The following is a 20,797-nucleotide window of genomic DNA, read 5'->3' as shown; positions in this document are numbered from 1 at the left end:
TCAAGCTTTCCTATACTGTTAGCTATAGTCCGTACACTTATATTTTTTCGATTCGCCAACCATAGTTAGTAATTCAGTGATAAGCGACATGGCACAACCTGGTAGTAGTAACTCAGAACAACATCATTTTCATGCCTATTTATCCCAAGGCTCGCGTGAAGGTGCCTTGATTCTAACGGTTGCTGTCTGCATTTTTCTGTTCGCTGCATTAATTTCCCACTCTCCGATGGATCCTGGTTGGAGTAGCACGGGTACAAATCAGGTTGCTTCAAATTACGGTGGTAAAGCCGGTGCATGGTTTGCCGATATACTGCTGCACTTTTTTGGCTATGTTTCCTACCTCTTCCCAATATTAATCGGCTATCGCGCCGCGCTGCTTTTTAAGAATAGAAAGTCCAGGAAGGTCTTTCATTGGCCAATGTTTATCATTCGGGTTATCGGTTTTGTTCTGACTTTGCTTGGTGCCACGGGTTTATTGGCTATTTATTCGGTCGCAGGCTTAGATAACGTTTCGGGTGGTATTGTTGGTATGGAATTATCAAACAGTATGCTCGCTCAATTTAACATCCTGGGCACTACTTTGATGTTAGTGTCGATGCTTCTATTTGGTCTGACAGTTTTTACCGGGATTTCCTGGTTAGGGCTGATGGATAAAACCGGAGCGTTGACGATTAAACTTTACGATAAATTATCTGTCGTTATTAAGCGCCTATATTCAAAGTATCTTGATAAACGTGATCTGCGCCTTGATCAAAAGCTTAAGCGCGACGCTGAAGCCTCTCAAATCGCAGAGCAAGTTAAAGAAAGAGAAATTCATATTAACGATCGTCGCCCTGTTAACGATGTTTCACCGGAGCGTGCCGAAAAAGATTCAAGTACAGGGTCCGTTTCTTTGCTTAAAGGAAAACTCACTGCTTTAAAAGAAAAGCTTTCTAAGAAAACCGATACGGGTGAAGCCACTAAGCGAAGTGAGCCTTATATTGATGATAAGGGCCGTGCCTCACCTAAGACTTCAAAAGGCAAACAACCATATTCTCCAGTAGATTCCGAGCTTGAACAGTCGCCGCCTATTCAGGTCAAAGCGGGTACCAAGGCGCAAGGCAAAGCAGATGATGTTGAGGTTGCAAGTGATGCGTCTAGCGAAACGAAGTCTGGAATTAAAATCTCACCTTTTGTTAAGAAGAGCAAAGCAAGTAAGCGCTTGGAAGATGAAAAGCAGGGGAGTTTGTTTATTGCTTCAGAGGGTCCTTTACCGTCTATATCTTTACTTGATCCTGCAGAAACTAATAAAAAACTCGGCTTCTCCAAAGAGATGCTCGAGCATATGTCTAGGCTACTTGAAGAGAAGCTGGGCGACTTTGGTGTCAAAGCGGAAGTTGTAGAGGTTAATCCCGGCCCGGTGATTACACGTTTTGAGATTCAGCCAGCCCCCGGTGTAAAAGTTAGTAAGATTTCTAATCTAGCGAAGGATCTGGCTCGTTCTTTGGCAGTACTTGCTGTCAGGGTGGTTGAAGTTATCCCTGGTAAGTCAGTAGTTGGTATCGAGATACCAAATGAGCACCGAGAGATTGTCCGCTTTAGCGAAGTTTTGCTATCTAAGGATTATGATGATGCAGAGTCACCGGTTACCCTGGCGTTAGGAAACGATATTGCAGGCGACCCGGTCGTTACAAACTTGGCGAAAATGCCGCACTTGCTGGTAGCCGGTACGACGGGTTCAGGTAAGTCGGTTGGTGTTAACAGTATGATTCTAAGTATGCTGTTTAAAGCACAACCTGATGAAGTGCGTTTTATCATGGTTGATCCAAAGATGTTGGAGCTTTCAATTTATGATGGTATACCGCACCTATTAACCCCAGTGGTAACCGATATGAAAGAGGCTGCGAATGCTCTGCGTTGGTGTGTTGCCGAAATGGAGCGCCGTTATAAGTTGATGGCTTCTTTGGGCGTTCGTAACATTGCAGGCTATAACCGAAAGGTTAAAGAAGCTATTGAGCGCGGCGAGCCCATGAAGGACCCTATCTGGGTGCCAGATTTACACCTAAGAAATGAAGAAAGTGACCGTCCGGATCTTGAGACTTTACCCTTTATAGTGGTAATTATTGATGAGTTTGCCGACATGATGATGATTGTTGGCAAGAAGGTCGAAGAGCTAATCGCGCGTATCGCACAAAAAGCAAGAGCCGCCGGTATCCACCTTATTCTCGCAACTCAGCGTCCCTCAGTTGACGTCATTACCGGTTTGATCAAAGCAAACGTTCCTACCCGTATATCCTTCCAGGTATCATCAAAGATCGACTCTAGAACCGTATTGGACCAGGGTGGAGCAGAGCAGCTCTTGGGTCACGGTGATATGCTATATATGCCACCAGGTAGTGGTGTGCCAATTCGTGTTCACGGTGCTTTTGTTGATGACCACGAAGTTCATAAGGTGGTTGAAGCATGGAAAGAACGCGGGCAACCTAATTATCTTGAAGAGGTTCTATCTGGTGGCGATAGCTCAGACCCCGCGGTAGCAGCCTTTGCAGAAGAAGGTGGTGGAGACAACGAACAAGATGCCTTGTTCGACCTGGCTGTAGCATTTGTTACGGAAACCAGAAGAGTATCTATCTCCTCAGTGCAGAGAAAGCTGAAGGTAGGCTATAACCGAGCTGCAAACCTGGTTGAAGCAATGGAGCAAGCTGGTGTTGTCAGTGCTGCCGGCCATAATGGATCTAGAGAAGTCCTCGCACCGCCTCCACCCAAGGACTAGAATCTATACTTTTCTGGTCGAGACAAGTTTTCTGAAGATATTCAGTAACCAGCGAATAGCTAAAAAGCCCCTTATCGAACTTACTATAGGGTAAGGGCTAATATTTGACCTTAGACCCAGATAGGATACAGTTATCTACTGTAACCCATGCTTTTCTAGGATCGCTTTTATTTCCCCCGACTCTTTGAGTTGTTTCAGACCATCGTTAAAATCATTGAGTTTTATTTGGTAGCCAGGCGAACTTCTTGAAAACATCAAGTATTGCGGATCTTTTTTTAGCGGTGGCTCAAGTGATTAGAGTTGATTTGCCATATCAGGAATTTGCGTTTTAATGATGTAATTTCCTAGTGCTTTATCTACTAATACTAAATCTATTCGGGAAGCAGATAATTTTAATAGGTTCTGTTTATCTGTCGTTACGGGGGCGAGGGTTAGGCCTGCTTCATCGAAGCCTGGTGGGTTGGCGTATCCGCGAACAACGCCGATGGTGTAGGGTTTTAGATCTGAATAACTTTGATAATTGATTTGAGCGTCTTTGCGTTTGAATAAAACTACTTTATTTGCAGGGAGCTCTGCAGAATAGGCGAAATCTTTTTCTCGATCTTTCCTGTACCAGGCGGTATAGATACCGTCGAATTTACCTTCTTTGGTCCATTCTAGCGCTCTAGACCATGGCAGTTGTTCTTTCGTTACTTTGTAATTTTTTAATTTAAAAGCAGCTGAAATGATTTCACTTATAGGGCCTCCATTCTCTAGAGTCTTTCCGTAGTAGGGTGGGTAATCAACGTAAGAAAGGGATACCTGTTTTTCGGAAGAATAAGCAAGGGTTGCTGTAAGTAGCCCCAATAATGCTAAATTTGTAGAGAATAATAAGCTTTTCATAATTTCTACCTAATCACGCTTGATTTATAAGTTATAGTTAATAGCTCGCTTAATATGCTAACCGTTCTTTTATAACCAGTATTGTAGTTTTTCTAACATTTCTTCTGGTGAAAAAGGTTTTGATAAATAGTCGTTCATACCCGCTTCGATACACTTGTCTCGATCGCCTTTCATCGCGTGAGCTGTCATGGCGACCACTGGTATTCTTGTATAATGTTCACCCGCAGACCCTTTTCGAATTTTTCTAGTCGCTTCGTAGCCATCCATAATTGGCATTTGGCAGTCCATTAATATCAGGTCGAATTGTGTATTACTTTCTTTCAATATTTGAATGGCTTCCTGCCCATTATTAGCGGTGGTGCAAGGGTAGTTGTTTTCATCAAGAATCACTTCGGCTATCAATTGGTTTGTTTTGACATCTTCTACCAACAAAATATTGAAACTGCCTAGAGAGGCTTTGTTGTCACGTTCTCGTGGCTCAAGTGTGTTGATGGCTTGTGGCGTTTCCCAATATCTAATAATAGCTGAACGGTAAATGTGCTGCCGCATCCTAATTTACTCACCACGTCTACGTGACCTCCCATCATTTCAGATAGTTCGCGCACGATAGTTAAGCCTAAACCTGTCCCGCCATACTTACGTGTGGTAGAGCTGTCCTCTTGTGAGAAAATATCGAAGATTGTGCCGAGTTTTGCTTGTTTTATACCTACTCCAGTATCAGTAATACTAATACTCACTTTTATTTTATCGCCAACTTCTAAGGTCGAAGCGGTCATTTTGATAATGCCTTGTTCGGTAAACTTTTCTGCATTGCTGACTAGATTCGAAACGATTTGCTTAATTCTATTCGGGTCACCTTTTAAATACTGATGAGAAATGTCTGTGCACTGGAGTTCAAGCTTGACGCCTTTCTTTTCAACAGTCCCTTTCCATAAGCTTTCTTGGTGACGAAGAAGCTCAGAAAGGTCAAAATCGATATATTCGAGTTTTAGCTTGCCAGCTTCTATTTTCGAAATATCTAATATTTCGTTTAGTAGTGACAGTAAGGATTCTGCGCTAGAAAGAGATAGTTCAGCCTGATCTCGCTGCTGTTCGCTTAGATCGCTACCTAGTAGCAAGTGGAGCATACCCATAATGCCGTTCATGGGAGTTCTGATCTCGTGGCTCATGCTGGCTAAAAACTCGCTTTTAGCAACGTCTGCAGCCACGGCTTTTTGTTTTGCATCTACAAGGTCTTGATGAGCCCCTACCTCGGCATCAATGTCCTGCACTGAACCATACAAACGAAGGCAGACTCCATCTTCAAACTCTGCTTCACCGGTACTAGTGATCCAAATATGATGGCCTTTATGTGTTTTTACTTTTAACTGTTCAGCCCAAGGCGTGCCGGATCTGATGGCTTCGAGTTGGAGTGCTTCAAGTTTCCCCATGCTTTGTTCGGGATAGAATTGCTTGATAGAGTCGGGCGTGGGAGTGAAGCTATCGTCTACCTCAAATATCTCTCTCGTTTTTGACGACCAGGTTAGCACTTTACTTTGAATGTCATATTCCCATGCGCCTATTCGTGCCTGGCTGCTCATTGCTTCTAGTAGACTACTCTGTCGCTTAAGCATGCTCGTACGTTTGCTGACAATGTCTTCAAGATTTGAGTTAAGCGAAAGCAAGTTGTTTTTCGATTTATCAAGACGCTTTTTAAGTGATGTGAATACATTATCTAAGCGCCGTAATTCACGGCTATCAAGCCCGGGGTGTGAGAGTTCAGCAGATAGAGTTGGCCTATCGTCATGTATGTTGTCAAAGTCAGTTGTTTCCATCTTAATCAGAAACTTATCAAGTGCTTTAACTAGAAACTTGTTAAACGCCCACAGAAAGAGTATCCATAGCACAATTGACTTAATAACAGCGTTCACCAAAATGAATAGAAAATTGTGTTTAACTTGGTCTATTACTATGTCTCTGCTTGAAAACAAGTAAAGTGTACCCATTTTACGTCCATCGTAGCTCACCTCGAATTCTTGATAGAACTTATTTGCCCAGCTGTCTTTATCTACGTTCTCTTTGGGGCTATTTCCATCGACGAAAATCTGTTTCGATTCTGAATCTATCAGCAGGATTCCTGAAATATCGGCAAGCCCTAATACCCCCTGGAGCGTAGCTTCAAGTTGCTCCATATCATAATTCCACCAAGCTGTGGCAATAGACTTTCCAAAGATCGATTGGTAGGTAATAAGGTTACGGTCTATGCGTAACTTTTGTTGCTGGTACTCGTTATACATATGTACAGGAGTGATCACCAAAGTAATCAGCAATTAGAGTGAAAAGACAACTCTTAGAAGCCTTACACCCAAGCTGTAGCCCTGATTGTTGGCTTTGTCGCCATCGTTCAAAATGATCACCATTGTTAGAAGTGGAAATATCTAAACCACTGATCCTCAAGTGTAGTTTAATGAGAGAAGATCGCTAGTGGGTGAGTGATTCTGAATCAATTTTTGTGGCTCTAGATATGCCGATATGTAGTGTTTTAAGTGGTGAATAGGGGCTGAGCGTTTAGAATTCGGGTTGTTATCTATGCAAATAGCCAAGATGATAAGATGAACAACAATTATCTTTTCAGCTTTGTTTCATGTGTTAAAGTTGCGTTCTAGCGAAAGGCTTACGCTTATTTAGGGTGTATACGCCTTGTATTACTTGTTATGGACACACTATGTATAGATTTATTTTCTTCTCCGTTTTATCTCTTTTTACCTGTTCAGTTTATTCAGCACCTGAAACGCAAGGCTCTGCACTGGATGAGCTTGTAGAGTCTCTGAATAGGATAAAAACTCTTTCTGCGACTTTTGTACAATATTCTGTTGATCAGCGTGGTGCACGTATTCAGGAGTCTAAAGGTGAGCTTAAAGCAGATAGAGCAGGCAAATTCTTCTGGCGTACCTATGAACCGCTCGAACAAATTGTTATCTCTGATGGAAAGGAGGTAACTGTTTATGACCCTGACTTAGAGCAGGCAACTATCCAAGCTGTGGGCTCGCAGGTGCAAACGACTCCCGCAATATTGTTTAGTGGTGATACTCAAAAAATTGGTCAGCTATTTGAGGTAGAAATGGCATGGTTTGAACCATCAATAAGGCAGTTCACTTTAAAGCCAAAATCAGAGGAAAGCTTATTTGAGGGGCTGAAGTTACGTTTCTCTGGTTCGAATGTGAGCGAACTCCGGATCACAGATGCTTTAGGGCAAGAAAGTACAATGAGCTTTATTCAGTCGCAAGTTAATTTAGAGCTGCCAAGTAATACCTTTACGCCTGAATTACCAGAAGGTACTGACATTATTAGAGATGTCCAAATACCCGGCTCATAGGTAGATAGAAAATGTCTTTATTCGATGACGCGCCGCTTTTTAGTGAATCCCAGAAAGAATCTACAAGCAAACGCTATGCGCCTTTAGCTGCGCGTGTAAGACCTGCAGACCTGTCAGAGTATGTTGGTCAAAGTCACCTGGTAGGGCCTTCTCGTCCATTAAGGCAAGCCATAGATAAACAAGCTCTTCATTCTATGATCTTATGGGGGCCGCCTGGCGTCGGCAAGACTACTTTTGCGAATCTATTAGCTGAGCACTTCGATGCCAACTTCTTGCCCTTATCTGCAGTATTGAGTGGTGTGAAAGATATCCGTTCGGCGATTGAACAGGCAAAGATGTATCGTCAACAAACGGGTAGGGACACAATACTTTTCGTAGATGAAGTCCACCGCTTTAATAAGTCCCAGCAAGATGCTTTTTTACCCTTTGTTGAAGATGGCACTGTTATCTTTATCGGCGCGACAACCGAAAACCCCTCGTTTGAATTGAATAATGCATTACTTTCACGTGCAAGGGTTTATGTATTAAAAAAGTTGGACTCGCACGAAACCGCTTTGGTTATAAGCAACGCTTTAGCGCATCGAAATGGCTTCCCCGATATTGACGTGAAAATAGACGAATCGCTAGTCGATATTTTGGCAAAGGTTGCAGATGGTGACGCTCGCAAGGCCTTAAACTTTCTTGAACTAGCAGTTGATCTGGCGGATAGAGATGCTAAGCGGTGCGTCGTTAGTAAAGAGAATATTGAAGAGGTTATCCAAAGTTCGCTTAAGCGCTTCGATAAAGGCGGAGACATCTTCTACGAACAAATATCTGCTCTGCATAAATCTGTTAGAGGTTCTGATCCCGACGCCGCGCTATATTGGTTTGTCCGTATGATTGATGCCGGTTGTGACCCTCTATATATAGCCAGGCGCGTAGTTAGGATGGCGAGTGAGGATATTGGTAATGCAGACCCCCGAGCGTTAACACTTGCTTTAAATGCCTGGGATGTTCAGGAGCGCTTAGGTAGCCCCGAAGGTGAGCTGAGTATAGCGCACGCTGTGATTTACTTAGCTGTCGCCCCAAAGAGCAATGCGGTATACAGCGCTTTTAATGCCTGTCGACGTTTGGTGCAGGAAGGCGGAGATGAGACAGTGCCAATGCATTTAAGAAATGCGCCTACACAGCTCATGAAAGATCAGGGTATGGGAATGGAGTACCGTTACGCTCATGATGAGCCTGATGGCTTTGCTGCTGGTGAATGTTATTTTCCTGAAGACCTTGCTGGCACGCAGTTATATCACCCGGTAAATCGTGGTTTAGAGCTAAAAATTGGCGAAAAAATGGCGCGTCTCAGGCAGTTAAATGCAGAGTCAGAACAAAAAAGATTTCCCTAACTTTGCTACAATTTACTAATAGACTATTTATTCGCCCTAGTCCTAAGGTTGATTTATTGGCGTTAAGTCTTTAGCTATCAGTAATCGAGATTTCATATATGAGTACACACCCTTTTTTAAAGCTGCTATTGAGTATCCTGGCCTTGTCCTTAGTTGCTTGTGGAAGCGGTAGTAAGCTGAGTGATGATACTTACGATGGCTTGGTGACAATCGAAGGCCAGGTGAGCGTAAAGCCTGATACCAATGTAGATCTTGATGTTGAGCAAACATGCTCCACGCTTAGTGAGCAGAATAACTCTCTTTTTTCGGCCCAGCTGGTTAGTAACCCGATTACAATTGGAGGCTACATAAATGGCAAGTCTCAGGATCTTGGTTTTTGCTATCAGTTTGAGGAAGATCTTGATGATTATTACCGAGTTTCCTTGGTCGAAGGCCAGACTGTAAGTTTAAGTGTCTTTCCTGCTAACGAAGAGGAATTCAATATCAATGCCCTTGTTGAACTCAGGGCAGTAGATCAGTCTGGCGTCGTTGTGGCTGAACTATCTATATCAGAACCGGGTGCCAAATCTTTAGTTGTTCCCCTTACCAATGAATACTATGTGCGCGTAGCCACAACACAAGGGCACGATGCGCTACTGTATACGCTATCGCTTTCACAAAACTTAAGTGCTGATAATGCACGCCTGCTAAGTGAAGCGAGTCGCTTAGACTTCGTGCCAGGCGAGGTGCTACTTGCATTCGATCAGAGTTCAAGTGCTCAAGGCGCATCAACACGCAGTCGTTCACTTGATAGCTTGCAACGGACTTTAGTAGAGCGCTACGGACTAGAATATTCCAAGCGGGCGGGTTTGAGTGCAGAGTTATTTCGTTTCGATGCGACCGTTAATAGTAACTTAAGAGTAAATTCAAGCACCTCTTGGTCCAAGGCTAGTAAGCTCGAAAGAAAATGGCGAACGCTGGTTTTGTTAGAAGAGCTAAAAGCACTAGATGGTATTGAGGTCGCAGAGCCAAACTACTATCGCCGAGCTACCTTCGTCCCGAACGACAGTCGTTATTCAGAACAGTGGAATCTGTCACTACTTAAGGTTGAAGATGCATGGAATACTGCTACAGGTGACGGGGTAATTGTTGCTGTCATCGACAGTGGAATCAATCCCGATCATCCTGATCTGCGCAACCAGTTGACTACAAGTGGTTACGATTTTATTTCCGACACAGAATATTCCGGAGACGAAGACGGTTTCGATGATGACCCTACGGATTTGAGTCGAGTGCATCATGGTTCGCATGTTGCTGGAATTGTCGCTGCCCAAAGTAATAATAGTGAAGGCATATCGGGTGTAGCATTTAATTCAAGAGTCATGGCTCTTCGCGTTCTAGGGGTAGAAAATGAAGACGGTGTTAGCCAAGGAACCGATGCGGACTTGGCGAATGCGATCATGTATGCAGGAGGCTTAGACAATGATAGCGGTGAGCTGCCTAGTGACCCTGCCGATGTGATCAATCTTTCTCTCGGTGGCGAAGGCTTCTCTGATACCTTGAAGACCGCAATCGATGCAGTTATTGCTAAAGGCATTATCGTAATTGCTGCAGCGGGGAATGAGTCGAGTAGCGAAAAGTTTTATCCGGCTGCATTTGACGGTGTGACGGCAGTGAGTTCGGTGACGTCAGAGTTAGCCTTATCCGGTTTTTCTAACTACGGAACATACATTGATGTGGCAGCGCCCGGCGGCTCTTCCAACGAGCAATCTACGATTGAAGGTCAGCAAGGTATTATCAGTACTGTCTCTGGGGCGGGATATAGTGAGTACCTAGGAACCTCAATGGCCGCCCCCCATGTTTCAGGTGTGGCTGCGCTAATGAAGTCGGTAGATCCTGATCTCAATGCTTCAAGTTTTAGCTACGCATTAGAGAACGGCCTCATCACTGACTTGATTGGTGGTTCATCCAGTTTCGGCAATGGCCTAATTAATGCGCATAAAGCCGTTGCATGGGCATCTGGAAGCAACGATATACCTGACTCCTTGTATTACTTTCCGCAATCGTTCTCTTTCTTTAATGATGCTGTCAATGCAAAGCTATATTTGTCTAACCCAGGCAATGGTAGCGTTATTGTCTCCGGTATTACACCAAGTGAAGCTGACGCCAGTTGGTTAGATGTTCGTCAGGATGATACAGATTCCAATGGTTTAGGGATCTATACGGTAGAAATTAATAGTGCAGCGATTCCAGTAAACACCTTTAAGAAAGGTAGTTTGATCATAGAATATCAAATAAATGATGGTGCGGTGCAAACTGCATCGCTTGATGTAATCGCATCGAATACTATTTCTGGTAACGAATCGGTCGGTAATCTTTATATATCGCTTATTGCCTTAGATGAGGTTTTGAACGCTTTGCCAGAAGAACCTATTTTTGCTACATCTACCGTGGCAGGATCTTTGTCTGACGGTGTATACAGCTATCGCTTTGAGAATATCCCGGTCGGCGAGTATTTTGTTAGAGCAAGTACCAATAATGATGGCGATGAGCGCTCATTTGACGATGGAGAAGCAAAAGGAATCTATCCGAATTACTACTCGTTCGAGACCTTAAACGCAAATCGGGAAGTGATCAGTGGCATTGACTTTAGTGTTCAGTTCTTTGAATCAAATATCGAGGCTCTCGATGTGCTTGAGATTGGTGCGAGTCACTACCCCTTAGACTTAAGTGAAGACTAGGTATTGGCAGCCTCTCTATTCTCGGTTAAGCTTCACTAAATAAAATCCCTCCTCATTAATAGCAGCATAAGAAGTATATGGCAGACAATAACTCATCTCCGAAGCAATATAACGCCGACTCAATCGAAGTACTAAGTGGTTTGGACCCGGTTAAGAAAAGACCGGGGATGTATACTGAAACCACTCGGCCCAATCACCTTGCTCAGGAAGTAATCGATAACAGTGTCGATGAAGCGCTTGCGGGTCACGCCAGTAAAATTGATGTTGTATTGTATGAAGATGGTTCTTTGTCAGTTGCCGATAACGGGCGCGGGATGCCCGTAGATATTCACTCTGAAGAAGGTGTACCAGGGGTAGAACTAATCTTAAGTAAGCTACATGCTGGCGGTAAGTTCTCCAATGAAAACTACAACTTCTCGGGCGGTCTACACGGCGTTGGTGTATCGGTTGTAAACGCTTTGACTACCAAGCTTGAAATTTTGATCAAGCGCGATGGAAAGCTACATAAGATAGCCTTTGCTGACGGTTTTAAAACTGAAGACTTACATGTGATTGATTCGGTGGGTAAGCGTAATACGGGAACGGAGTTACGCTTTTGGCCTGATGCACAATACTTTGATACGGTGAAGTTCTCAGTTAGTCGTTTACGCCACATTCTTCGTGCCAAGGCCGTATTGTGTCCTGGTCTGGCAGTTACTTTTACTAATAAACAGACCGATGAAAAAGACGAATGGCACTTCCAGGATGGCTTAAAAGACTACCTATTGTCGGCAACTAACGGTCTAGAAACTTGCCCCTCAGCCCCTTTTAGTGGATCAATGGCCGGTAATACCGAAGCTGTAGACTGGGCCATACAATGGTTAGTTGAAGGTGGTGAGATAACTCAGGAGAGCTACGTTAACTTGATACCTACTGCTCAAGGTGGAACGCATGTTAACGGCTTTCGTACCGGCTGCTTGGAAGCGATGAGAGAGTTTTGTGAGTTCAGAAACCTCCTTCCGCGTGGTATCAAACTGAGCTCTGAAGATATATGGGACAAGAGCTGTTTTGTTCTATCAGCCAAGCTTCAAGACCCTCAATTTTCCGGACAGACTAAAGAGCGCCTATCTTCGCGTGAAGCTGCCGCCTTTATTTCCGGTGTCGTCAAAGACTCCTTCAGTTTGTGGCTTAATCAGCATACTGATGATGCTGAAAAGTTAGCAGAGCTGTGTATCAGTAATGCTCAGAAGCGCCTAAAAGCAGCGAAGAAAGTTGTTCGTAAGAAAGTGACCTCCGGCCCGGCATTGCCTGGTAAGCTTGCTGATTGCTCTGGTGTAGAGACTATGAACTCCGAGTTGTTTCTAGTAGAGGGTGACTCGGCTGGTGGCTCAGCCAAACAGGCGCGTGACCGTGAATATCAAGCGATTATGCCGCTCAGAGGTAAGATCCTAAACACATGGGAAGTAGACTCTGGTCAGATTTTAGCCTCACAAGAAGTGCATGATATCGCAGTAGCCTTGGGGGTCGATCCAAATTCAGAGGACTTAGAAGGCCTACGTTACGGTAAAGTTTGTATCTTGGCAGATGCTGATTCAGATGGTCTTCATATCGCAACCTTACTTTGCGCTTTGTTTGTTAAACACTTTAGAACTTTGGTCGAACGTGGTCACGTGTTCGTTGCGATGCCACCATTATATCGAATTGATATCGGTAAAGAGGTTTATTACGCGTTAGACGAAGCTGAACGAAAGGGTATTCTTGACCGTATCGAAGCGGAAAAGAAAAGGGGAAAAATAAACGTCCAGCGCTTCAAAGGGCTAGGTGAAATGAACCCGCTTCAGCTGCGTGAAACAACAATGGCCCGTGACACTCGCCGCCTAGTGCAACTTACCATTGATGATCATGACCTCACCAACGAGAACATGGATATGTTATTGGGTAAAAAACGTGCCGCAGATCGTAAAGCCTGGTTAGAAGAGAAGGGCGATCTAGCTGAGATTTGATCTTAAATATTGGCCAAATAGCTTATCGGCTTAAAGCCATTCAAGTTCGTCAAGCGCTTTACGCGCTTCTGCAAGACTGCAATTAGTTTCAGCAACGAGCTGATTAACTGTAATCGCCGGTGCTTGGCGCGCAATGGTGACTAACTGTTCATGTGAGTGCGTCTTTTCTTGTTGCGCGAGCAACTTGGCAATCCATAGCCAGCTTGGCTCATCTGAGTTGTATAGTTCGTTGACAACCGTTTTCTTATCTTGATAAGACAGCTCTAGCTTCCAATTACGTGATCGACCTTTTCTAGTGAGTTTTCCTCCATTCTTTTTCAATAGAGCTTTTAATTGATCCGTATGTTTTGTGCGTCTTACTAAGCTGTTTAGTGTTATTTCTATATGAGTGTTCATATTGAGCTTGTGTACAAAACCTGTACTAACTTTTAAGGTGGTATAAATGTCACGAAAATGTCGACAGCTTTGTTTTCTAAAAATGTTTAGATATTCCATTATTGATTTTTAGATAGTCATAGTGACTATCATATCAAAAACTCGTTGCGGTCAATATTAAGCGTCAGGCAGAACGTACTATTAGATTTCCCTGAATAGTAACGATAAAAGCAAGCTCTTTGGCGAGTCAAATTTATACAGCGGGCGTATGGCTATGGGTGTGCCTTATTTATCGAAAAAAGCGCTAACCAATGTCAGGGGGCGTTAGGAAAAGGGTACTGCAGGGTAGATTGCAGTACCGTAAAGACTTAGTTTTACCTTGATGTGCAGTTACCCCACTTACACTCAATCAATACGTAAGAGTCATCAGCGCAAACGGCTTCGAATATTTCTAAGGGCCAGTTCGATTTGAGTGTCGTAATTTCAGCTCCAGGGCAGATGGTACGATGCGCCAGCCTGCGTGCATTCATGCTACTTCTAGAGAAGGAGACACCGGTCTTATTGACGATTTTTGCCTGTTCCAGCTCTAAGTCCTGACCGCGTGTCTTTTTGTCTTGCATTAATTTGAGGAGCAATCCGTAGCGCTCATTGTTCTCGCTAAGGTCACGTTCACCATCTCGATAGGAGGTCATTAACTCAATGCAGCCACTTTCTTCTAGACCATTTTCGATTACTTGTTTAGCTTGCTTTTCTGCGGCTTGAACAATGTCGAAATTTAGACCCATTGCGTATCTAGCTCCGGTTTCCTGACGGTCGCCGGTTAGTTTGATTAGGTTGTAAGAAAAACCGTAATCAGCGGCTTCAACGACAACGCCGTTTCTTTCCCACCACTCCTTTTTAGCACGCCAAACTTGCTGTTCTGAGCGCTTACTTAGGTTTGTGCAGTGATCAGCAAGCTTTCTAAAGGTGACATCTTCAACCAGGGTCTGGAAAATGGCTTGTTCTTGTGGCTTTCGAGTAGGCCCCGAACAGGCTGCAATGAAAAAGGCTAGAATTATGACACTGGTACGTAAAAGCACGCTGTACTCCTGAGATCTGTTGGCAACTGGCAATGAATTAGTTCAGAAATTTTTCTGAACTGATCAATTAAGTGTAATGCTAAACGCGAGAATGTAAATGTCGAATGCTTAGTTATGTTCGCAATGTTAGAGATGTACGATCGTTTAGGTATCTTGGCTTATTCAGGTACAGAAGATCGTTTTGATTTGAGCAGGTTAACTATGTTTTCCCGATACAGCATTAAGAGTGAAATAACGAAGAATAAAGCATGAACAGCCCACATTCCGATAGCCGGTGGTAGATCGCCTTTTTCAACTTTACTGCGCGCTGTCATCAATAACCCGAGATAGGCTACATAGATTAGCATTGCTGGGAATAGGTGGACAAAGCGACCCTGTCTGGGGTTAACCTTGCTGAAGGCAACCGCTAGCAAGCAAACGATAGGTGCTAGGAAGGGGAGTGAAAGCCGCCACTGAAGTTCGGCCGCTGAAGCGTTGTCTTGGGCGCTCAACAACTGACTGGTCGGCCGAGCAGCTATCTTATAAGATTTCGCTTCTTTCACTGTTTGGTCATCAATTCTTACACCCAGCATATCAAACTGCATGACTTTAAATGCATTCTCTCCAGGGCTACCAAGATAGCGCGTGCCATTGTGGAGTAGTAGAAACTTTTCACCTGTTGTTTCATTGGTATTCATTACGCCATATTCAGCGTAAGTTTGTGACTGCCTCTCGGTTTCCGCAATATATACACCAAATAGCGTTTTTTTATCGTCGCTAATAGACTCTACATAGGTGACTCTTCCTTGGGAACGCTGCTCTTGAAAGCGTCCTGCAAATAATAATTCAAACTCTGATAGATTTGCGCTCTCGGTTAACAAGTCTTTTGCTTTCTGAAAACCCCATGGTGTTGCGTATAGGCTGGTTGTACCGACGAAAATTGCGATAAGTACAGAGAGGCTAAGAGACATTTTCAGTAGACGGTTTCGGCTCATGCCGCAGGAGTGCAAAACGGTCATTTCGCTTTCAAGGTACATGCGCCCATAAGCGAGCAAAATACCAATATAGAACCCTAGAGGTAAAATGACTTGTAGAAACTCCGGTAGGCGATAGGCCATAACGGGAAACAAAACATCAGCTGAAAGCCGTCCTGATGCAACTTTATCCAGGTAGCGTATAAAGCGGCCACTCATAAATACCAACAGCAGAATAAATGTTACTGACAGCATTGAGACGAATACTTGTCGCGCTAAATACCTAAAGATTATCAAGTGTGACCCTTTCACTCGTAAAATTATTAAAGCCGCCCGATTGGAACGTCGATTTGTATAGTGTGGCAGCAGCTAAATTTGCTTCACCTAGTAAAATCGAGGCAAGTGTACCACGATAAGTAAAATGGTTGCAGCGGGTAGCACTTAGTTAGCATGATCGAAAGGCATAATCGATAAGATTTGTTTCGATTGGCCAGGAAGGATGGATGGAGGTAGTTGATAATCACCAATTGCATAACGATGAAGCGCTAGGACCTGGTTTCGAAAGCGTCCAAACATACGTTTTATTTGATGGTACCGGCCTTCTTGTAGGCTTAGTTCTGCTTCAAACTCAGAAAGAATCTTAAGTTCGACAGGGCGAGTATGAATGTTTTCGTAAGCGAAGTGCATGCCTTCAGCAAAGGCTTTTATATATTCATGGCTTATAGGCTTGGCCAGTCGAACACGATATCTTTTAAGTACTCCGCAATTAGCATCGCTTAGTTGTCTTGACCATTCTCCGTCATTTGTAAGCAATACAAGGCCGGTAGAGTTTAAATCAAGACGACCGGCTATATGCAATTGATCCTTAAAATCGTAAGGAAGTAAGTCAATCACAGTTTTGTGTTGCTTATCCTTGGTTGCGCATACAACGCCCTTAGGCTTATTGAGCATTAGGTAAAGTGCATGATTATTCTGTATATCTGTTTTATCAACCGTGACGCGAGTGAATTGTTTAATCGGTAAACTGGCGAATGAAGCAGGAACATCATTAACTAGGACTCTTCTTTGCGCAATGAGAGTTTGAACTTCTCTTTTGCTAATCGAAAGTTTTTTGCTTACTAGGCGATCAAGGCGAGTTGCTGAGTATCCCATAGTTAAATGCCCGGTCATTTATATAGCTGTTTCGCCGGGCACTTTACAGAACTTTATAGAAAAATTAAACAGATCTTACGCAGCGCTCAGCTTACTCTTGGATGACTTTGTTTTAGGTGAAATAACCTGTATCTCGGCAGTTCCTGGTTTGGCAGTGTTTAACAAACTAGCAAACTTGTTTTTAATAGAGGCCAAACCAGGTACTTTTTCAGTAATTTTTTCGCTTACCTTTTCGGGAAGAGAGTGTTCTACCAAGCGCCTGGCAACGGTACCTAACATTGGCACCATTTTCCCTTTAGCATAAGGAACGCCATAGCGCTCGCAGATATTCTGGACTTTTGGGCCAAGCTCTCGATAACGCCACGCTGGCAGGTCTGGGTAGAGATGGTGCTCTATCTGGTGACTCAAATGCCCACTCATAATGTGAGTTAAAAGGCCCCCTTCAAAATTGCTGGAACCAAGAATTTGGCGTAGATACCACTGTCCCTTTGTCTCTGCCTCCATTTCCTTTTCAGTGAAGGTGAAATTGCCATCAGGTAGATGACCGCAGTAAATAACAGCAAAAGCCCACACGTTTCTAATTACTTGGGCGCTTACATTTCCGGCAAGAACCTTTGGTGCTAGTGGCCCGGCAAGTGCGGGGTAGAAGACATACTCCTTGAGGCCTTTCTTGCTTGCTTTGGCGACAAATTCTTTAAGTTCCTGAAATACTTCCGGAAGAGGCAGTAGGTCATCGTGTTCTGCCTGACGTAACCATTTTGGTAGCAAGTACTGAGTAAGCTGAAGATCATACAGGCTTACCGAAAACTCAAATGCCAATGCATTGGCGACATTGAATGGAACCTGTAGCAAGTGAATCGGTTTCCATTCAATATCTTCAGAAAAACGGTATAGACCAAAGCCGTAATCGGTATCTTTACCTATTACGTTGGTATATGCGTGGTGGTGATGGTTATGTGCTCGTTTCCAGTTTTTAGCGGTGCCAGTCATCGTCCACTCATAGTCAGAGTTATACGTTTCATCGCCCATGAAATCATATTGACCGTGAATAACGTTGTGGCCTATCTCCATATTTTCGAGAATATGTGCTGCGCTCAAGCTGGCGACACCCAGGGCCCAGCTAACCGGTTCGATACTAAAATGAATCAATAGGCGACCTGATATTTCCAAATAACGCTGTATGTCGACAATTTGTTGAAAATAGTCGATATCTTCTTTTCCTAGCTTTGACTCGATAGAGTAGCGTAACTCGTCCAGTTCTTTTTGGAAGTCATTGATTTGCTGAGGGCTTAAATCTGGCTTATCGCTACTTTTAAACGCTGTTTTAATATCGACCAGTGTTTTTTTTGTACTTTCTTGAACCTTGCTTTGATTGCTCATAAAACTGTCCTATAACTCGATGTGAGTTGCTGTTTTCGCAACGGATATGCAGGGAAGGATGTAGTCATTATCTTTTGTCGACTCTTCCCCGGTTGCTAGATTGACGGTAGTGCCTGAAACTTTCTTGCAGCGGCAGGTTCGGCAGATTCCGGTGCGGCATGCTGATTTAGGCTTCAAACCGGCCGCTTCAGCTTCCTGCAATATTGTTCTTGCTGGGCTTGATACGACTGATGCATCTAAGGAGTCGAATTGAAGCTCGCTCGAGTAGCCTAATGTACTGGCATCAGCCAGGTCTGAAGTGAAGTTCTCTAGATGGATTTTTGAAGGGGCTATGCTTAGCTGCTCAAATATTTCCATAGATGCCTTCATAAAACCTTGGGGGCCACACATGTAGATGTCGCGACTTGATAAGTCAGGAACGAGTGATTGAAGTTGTGAACTATTTATTAGGCCGCTTTTCTTTCCGCGTGAGCCAGTTTCTAGCACAAACTGACTATTAATATTTGAGCGACTGCTTGTTAACTCTTCAATCTCTTTTTTAAAAATAAGATCTTTGGCTGACTTAGCGTAATTTATAAACACAATATCACTGCGGTTACCTGTTTTTGACAGGTAGCGAAGCATTGACATGACGGGAGTTATGCCGCTTCCTGCAGAGAGAAAAAGAATCTTTCCTGGAGGGTGGTAGGGTAATACAAATTGTCCCTGCGCCTTACTGACATTGATTTCGTCTCCAACTTTAAGCTGTGAGAATAGCCAGTTTGAAGCTAATCCTTTTTCTATGCACTTAACCGTAATGGCGTACTCGTTTTGTTGTGCATGATCAAAGCCTAGCTCTGGCTGTGAAGACAAGGTGTATGTTCTTTCAACGGTTTCGCCTTTATTGTCGAACTTTATATTAATATGAGAGCCAGCGCTGTGATGATTTAAAGACTGTTTAGTTTTGAAGTAATAACTTTTGGTATCGTGTGTCTCTTTGACTATCCGGCTAATGCGTGCATTAATGGTAGGGGAGCGTTCATCAATAACTTCGCTCGCTCGTTTGTTTAGTCCAGCAGTGCTCTTGAAAAGATCTGCTACTTTCCGAGGCAGTTGCTTTAAAGACGCAACATCATTGAATGGTCGTTTCTGGCTGAGTGTGTCCATAATTTTCCTCGAGAGTGGTAGTAATTTAGGAGAACAGTTGTACTCTTAGATATAGACGTTATAGAAGGGGGTGTTGTTTGTCAATATAAACTTACAGGTGTACTCTGGAGTTTGATGTATGTCAGTTTATTGAAGGGGGGAGTTTTATAGGTGTAGAGTGGTGGCATTAGCAAGTCTATAAAAAATTCTTATAGCATTAGCTGTTGATTAATAGGTGTACCCAGATGCTGGCAGCGTAGCCGAGCGCGATGACTGGCGTCCATCTTAAATGGCTGAAGAAGGTATACTTTCCCCGAGCCTGGCCCATTAGAGCGACACCTGCGGCCGAACCGATTGATAACAGGCTGCCGCCAACACCGGCGGTCAGTGTGACCAATAGCCACTGTACGTGTGGCATGTCAGGGTTCATTGTTAGAATGGCGTACATCACCGGGATATTGTCAATTAAAGCAGATAAGACACCCACCATGATATTAGCGTTTGTTGCGCCAAATTCACCGTAGATATACTCAGAGCTAATTCCAAGGTAGCCAAGGAATCCCAGGCCTCCAACAGCCATTATGACGCCATAAAAAAAGAATAGCGTGTCCCACTCAGCATGGGCGATTTTAGAGAATACATCAAAGTCATAAGGGTCTTGGTTCGCGCCGGGAGGGTACTCAGAGCCGTGGTTCCAGGATTTGGACTTTTGGTTGAGGAAGTAACCGTAGAATTTAAGGTAGGCAAGGCCTGTGAGCATGCCAAATACCGGTGGGATGTGTAAGACGCTATGAAAGGTGACAGCCGTCGCAATAGTTAGGATAAATAAAATAGCTATAGGAACTCCACCAAACTTAACCGGGCGAGCATTTCCTTCAGGGTCATCGGGTGTGCCTTTATGGATTGCAAAGTGCATGATGCTTGCGGGAACTAAAAAGTTGACCAAGGAGGGGAGAAAGAGTGCAAAAAAATCGCTGAATTCGATAATACCTTTTTGCCAGACCATTAGCGTGGTGATGTCGCCGAAGGGGCTGAATGCGCCACCGGCATTTGCTGCGACAACAATGTTAACGCAGCTGACCGAGACGAAGTTAGACTTACCATTTGCGACAGCGATAACGACGGCGCAAAGTATAAGTGCGGTAGTTAGATTGTCTGCGATCGGTGAAATTACGAACGCCAGGAAACCTGTGAACCAGAAAAGTTGGCGATAACTAAAACCTTTTGATATTAGCCAGTAACGTAAATCATCAAACAACCCTCTCTCTACCATGGCATTAATATAGGTCATGGCGACAAGTAAGAAGAAAAATAGCTCACTATATTCAAGGAAGTTATGCCGGATTGCAGGCTCAATTAATTCGCTATCACCAGAGCGGTGGTACGCAAAAGCAATAATAATCCATATCAGAGAGGCGGCTAGAAGAACTGGTTTGGACTTTCGCAGGTGTATTTTTTCTTCAAGTACGACAAAAACATAAGCGAGACAGAAGACGCTTAATGCCAGATAGCCAGTCCATGACGAGCTTAAATCATAGGGCTTAATCAGTTGTGGCTCACTATGCGCATTGGTAGCGAGTAGCGTGCAAGCGATTACTAATACAAAGCGTAAGCCTGGCATGATTATGGGTAGAGGCTTGAGCATAGTGCTTCAAATCATTGT

The 20,797-nt window shown here is 43.8% G+C and carries 15 protein-coding genes; 5 read left to right on the top strand and 10 right to left on the bottom strand.

Annotated elements, in window-relative coordinates:
• The first annotated feature begins 88 nt into the window (after window positions 1–88).
• Window positions 89–2,752, top strand: coding sequence for a DNA translocase FtsK (locus A3729_RS34680; RefSeq protein WP_068515756.1), 2,664 nt, complete (start codon window positions 89–91; stop codon window positions 2,750–2,752).
• A 294-nt stretch (window positions 2,753–3,046) separates the two neighbouring features.
• On the opposite strand, the gene A3729_RS21495 is transcribed toward A3729_RS34680, so the two are convergent.
• The 3 genes from A3729_RS21495 to A3729_RS21485 form a co-directional block, all read right to left on the bottom strand.
• Window positions 3,047–3,634, bottom strand: coding sequence for an ABC transporter substrate-binding protein (locus A3729_RS21495; protein WP_068511497.1), 588 nt, complete (start codon window positions 3,632–3,634; stop codon window positions 3,047–3,049).
• 69 nt (window positions 3,635–3,703) lie between these two features.
• Entirely contained in the window at window positions 3,704–4,066 is a 363-nt protein-coding gene (locus A3729_RS21490; protein ID WP_068552638.1) for a response regulator, read from the bottom strand.
• A gap of 14 nt (window positions 4,067–4,080) precedes the next feature.
• On the bottom strand, window positions 4,081–5,910 hold the full coding sequence (locus A3729_RS21485) for an ATP-binding protein (RefSeq protein ID WP_068634257.1): 1,830 nt from the start codon (window positions 5,908–5,910) through the stop codon (window positions 4,081–4,083).
• Between the two features lie 428 nt (window positions 5,911–6,338).
• On the opposite strand from A3729_RS21485, the gene lolA reads away from it, so the two are divergent.
• The 4 genes from lolA (at window position 6,339) to parE (ending at window position 13,070) form a co-directional block, all read left to right on the top strand.
• Window positions 6,339–6,989 (top strand): outer membrane lipoprotein chaperone LolA, encoded by a 651-nt coding sequence (gene lolA, locus A3729_RS21480; RefSeq protein WP_068511490.1) that lies wholly within the window; start codon window positions 6,339–6,341, stop codon window positions 6,987–6,989.
• Window positions 6,990–7,000: 11 nt separating this feature from the next.
• Entirely contained in the window at window positions 7,001–8,368 is a 1,368-nt protein-coding gene (locus A3729_RS21475) for a replication-associated recombination protein A (RefSeq protein ID WP_068511488.1), read from the top strand.
• A gap of 98 nt (window positions 8,369–8,466) precedes the next feature.
• Window positions 8,467–11,088 (top strand): S8 family serine peptidase, encoded by a 2,622-nt coding sequence (locus A3729_RS21470; RefSeq protein ID WP_068511485.1) that lies wholly within the window; start codon window positions 8,467–8,469, stop codon window positions 11,086–11,088.
• A 77-nt stretch (window positions 11,089–11,165) separates the two neighbouring features.
• Complete coding sequence (gene parE, locus A3729_RS21465; protein WP_068554448.1) at window positions 11,166–13,070, top strand: DNA topoisomerase IV subunit B; 1,905 nt, start codon at window positions 11,166–11,168, stop codon at window positions 13,068–13,070.
• Between the two features lie 30 nt (window positions 13,071–13,100).
• Here the strand turns inward: parE and A3729_RS21460 are convergent, their stop codons facing one another.
• The 7 genes from A3729_RS21460 to nhaD form a co-directional block, all read right to left on the bottom strand.
• Window positions 13,101–13,466: a ribosome recycling factor family protein gene (locus tag A3729_RS21460; RefSeq protein WP_068516094.1), complete on the bottom strand. Its 366-nt coding sequence runs from the start codon at window positions 13,464–13,466 to the stop codon at window positions 13,101–13,103.
• 353 nt (window positions 13,467–13,819) lie between these two features.
• Window positions 13,820–14,524 carry a hypothetical protein gene (locus A3729_RS21455; protein ID WP_068516096.1) on the bottom strand — a complete coding sequence of 235 codons (705 nt, stop codon included), beginning with the start codon at window positions 14,522–14,524 and terminating at the stop codon, window positions 13,820–13,822.
• A 158-nt stretch (window positions 14,525–14,682) separates the two neighbouring features.
• On the bottom strand, window positions 14,683–15,789 hold the full coding sequence (lptF, locus tag A3729_RS21450) for an LPS export ABC transporter permease LptF (RefSeq protein ID WP_255374947.1): 1,107 nt from the start codon (window positions 15,787–15,789) through the stop codon (window positions 14,683–14,685).
• Window positions 15,790–15,918: 129 nt separating this feature from the next.
• Complete coding sequence (locus A3729_RS21445; RefSeq protein WP_068516111.1) at window positions 15,919–16,629, bottom strand: pseudouridine synthase; 711 nt, start codon at window positions 16,627–16,629, stop codon at window positions 15,919–15,921.
• A 75-nt stretch (window positions 16,630–16,704) separates the two neighbouring features.
• Window positions 16,705–18,009: an acyl-CoA desaturase gene (locus tag A3729_RS21440; protein WP_068516104.1), complete on the bottom strand. Its 1,305-nt coding sequence runs from the start codon at window positions 18,007–18,009 to the stop codon at window positions 16,705–16,707.
• A 9-nt stretch (window positions 18,010–18,018) separates the two neighbouring features.
• Window positions 18,019–19,155, bottom strand: a complete 1,137-nt coding sequence (locus tag A3729_RS21435) for a flavin reductase family protein (RefSeq protein ID WP_068516105.1) — start codon at window positions 19,153–19,155, stop codon at window positions 18,019–18,021.
• Between the two features lie 196 nt (window positions 19,156–19,351).
• On the bottom strand, window positions 19,352–20,779 hold the full coding sequence (gene nhaD / locus A3729_RS21430; protein ID WP_231872250.1) for a sodium:proton antiporter NhaD: 1,428 nt from the start codon (window positions 20,777–20,779) through the stop codon (window positions 19,352–19,354).
• Between the last annotated feature and the right edge of the window lie 18 nt (window positions 20,780–20,797).

It is taken from the genome of Oleiphilus sp. HI0043 (assembly GCF_001634935.1).
Note: the sequence above shows the minus strand (reverse complement) of the source record. Positions and strands in the feature narration are given on the sequence as shown.

What these genes read in the sequence shown, in the direction of transcription:
- A3729_RS34680 (WP_068515756.1), top strand. Translation starts at nt 89, where the DNA reads ATGGCACAACCTGGTAGTAGTAACTCAGAACAACATCATTTTCATGCC.
- A3729_RS21495 (WP_068511497.1), bottom strand. Translation starts at nt 3,634, where the DNA reads ATGAAAAGCTTATTATTCTCTACAAATTTAGCATTATTGGGGCTACTT.
- A3729_RS21485 (WP_068634257.1), bottom strand. Translation starts at nt 5,910, where the DNA reads ATGTATAACGAGTACCAGCAACAAAAGTTACGCATAGACCGTAACCTT.
- lolA (WP_068511490.1), top strand. Translation starts at nt 6,339, where the DNA reads ATGTATAGATTTATTTTCTTCTCCGTTTTATCTCTTTTTACCTGTTCA.
- A3729_RS21475 (WP_068511488.1), top strand. Translation starts at nt 7,001, where the DNA reads ATGTCTTTATTCGATGACGCGCCGCTTTTTAGTGAATCCCAGAAAGAA.
- A3729_RS21470 (WP_068511485.1), top strand. Translation starts at nt 8,467, where the DNA reads ATGAGTACACACCCTTTTTTAAAGCTGCTATTGAGTATCCTGGCCTTG.
- parE (WP_068554448.1), top strand. Translation starts at nt 11,166, where the DNA reads ATGGCAGACAATAACTCATCTCCGAAGCAATATAACGCCGACTCAATC.
- A3729_RS21460 (WP_068516094.1), bottom strand. Translation starts at nt 13,466, where the DNA reads ATGAACACTCATATAGAAATAACACTAAACAGCTTAGTAAGACGCACA.
- A3729_RS21445 (WP_068516111.1), bottom strand. Translation starts at nt 16,629, where the DNA reads ATGGGATACTCAGCAACTCGCCTTGATCGCCTAGTAAGCAAAAAACTT.
- A3729_RS21440 (WP_068516104.1), bottom strand. Translation starts at nt 18,009, where the DNA reads ATGAGCAATCAAAGCAAGGTTCAAGAAAGTACAAAAAAAACACTGGTC.
- A3729_RS21435 (WP_068516105.1), bottom strand. Translation starts at nt 19,155, where the DNA reads ATGGACACACTCAGCCAGAAACGACCATTCAATGATGTTGCGTCTTTA.
- nhaD (WP_231872250.1), bottom strand. Translation starts at nt 20,779, where the DNA reads ATGCTCAAGCCTCTACCCATAATCATGCCAGGCTTACGCTTTGTATTA.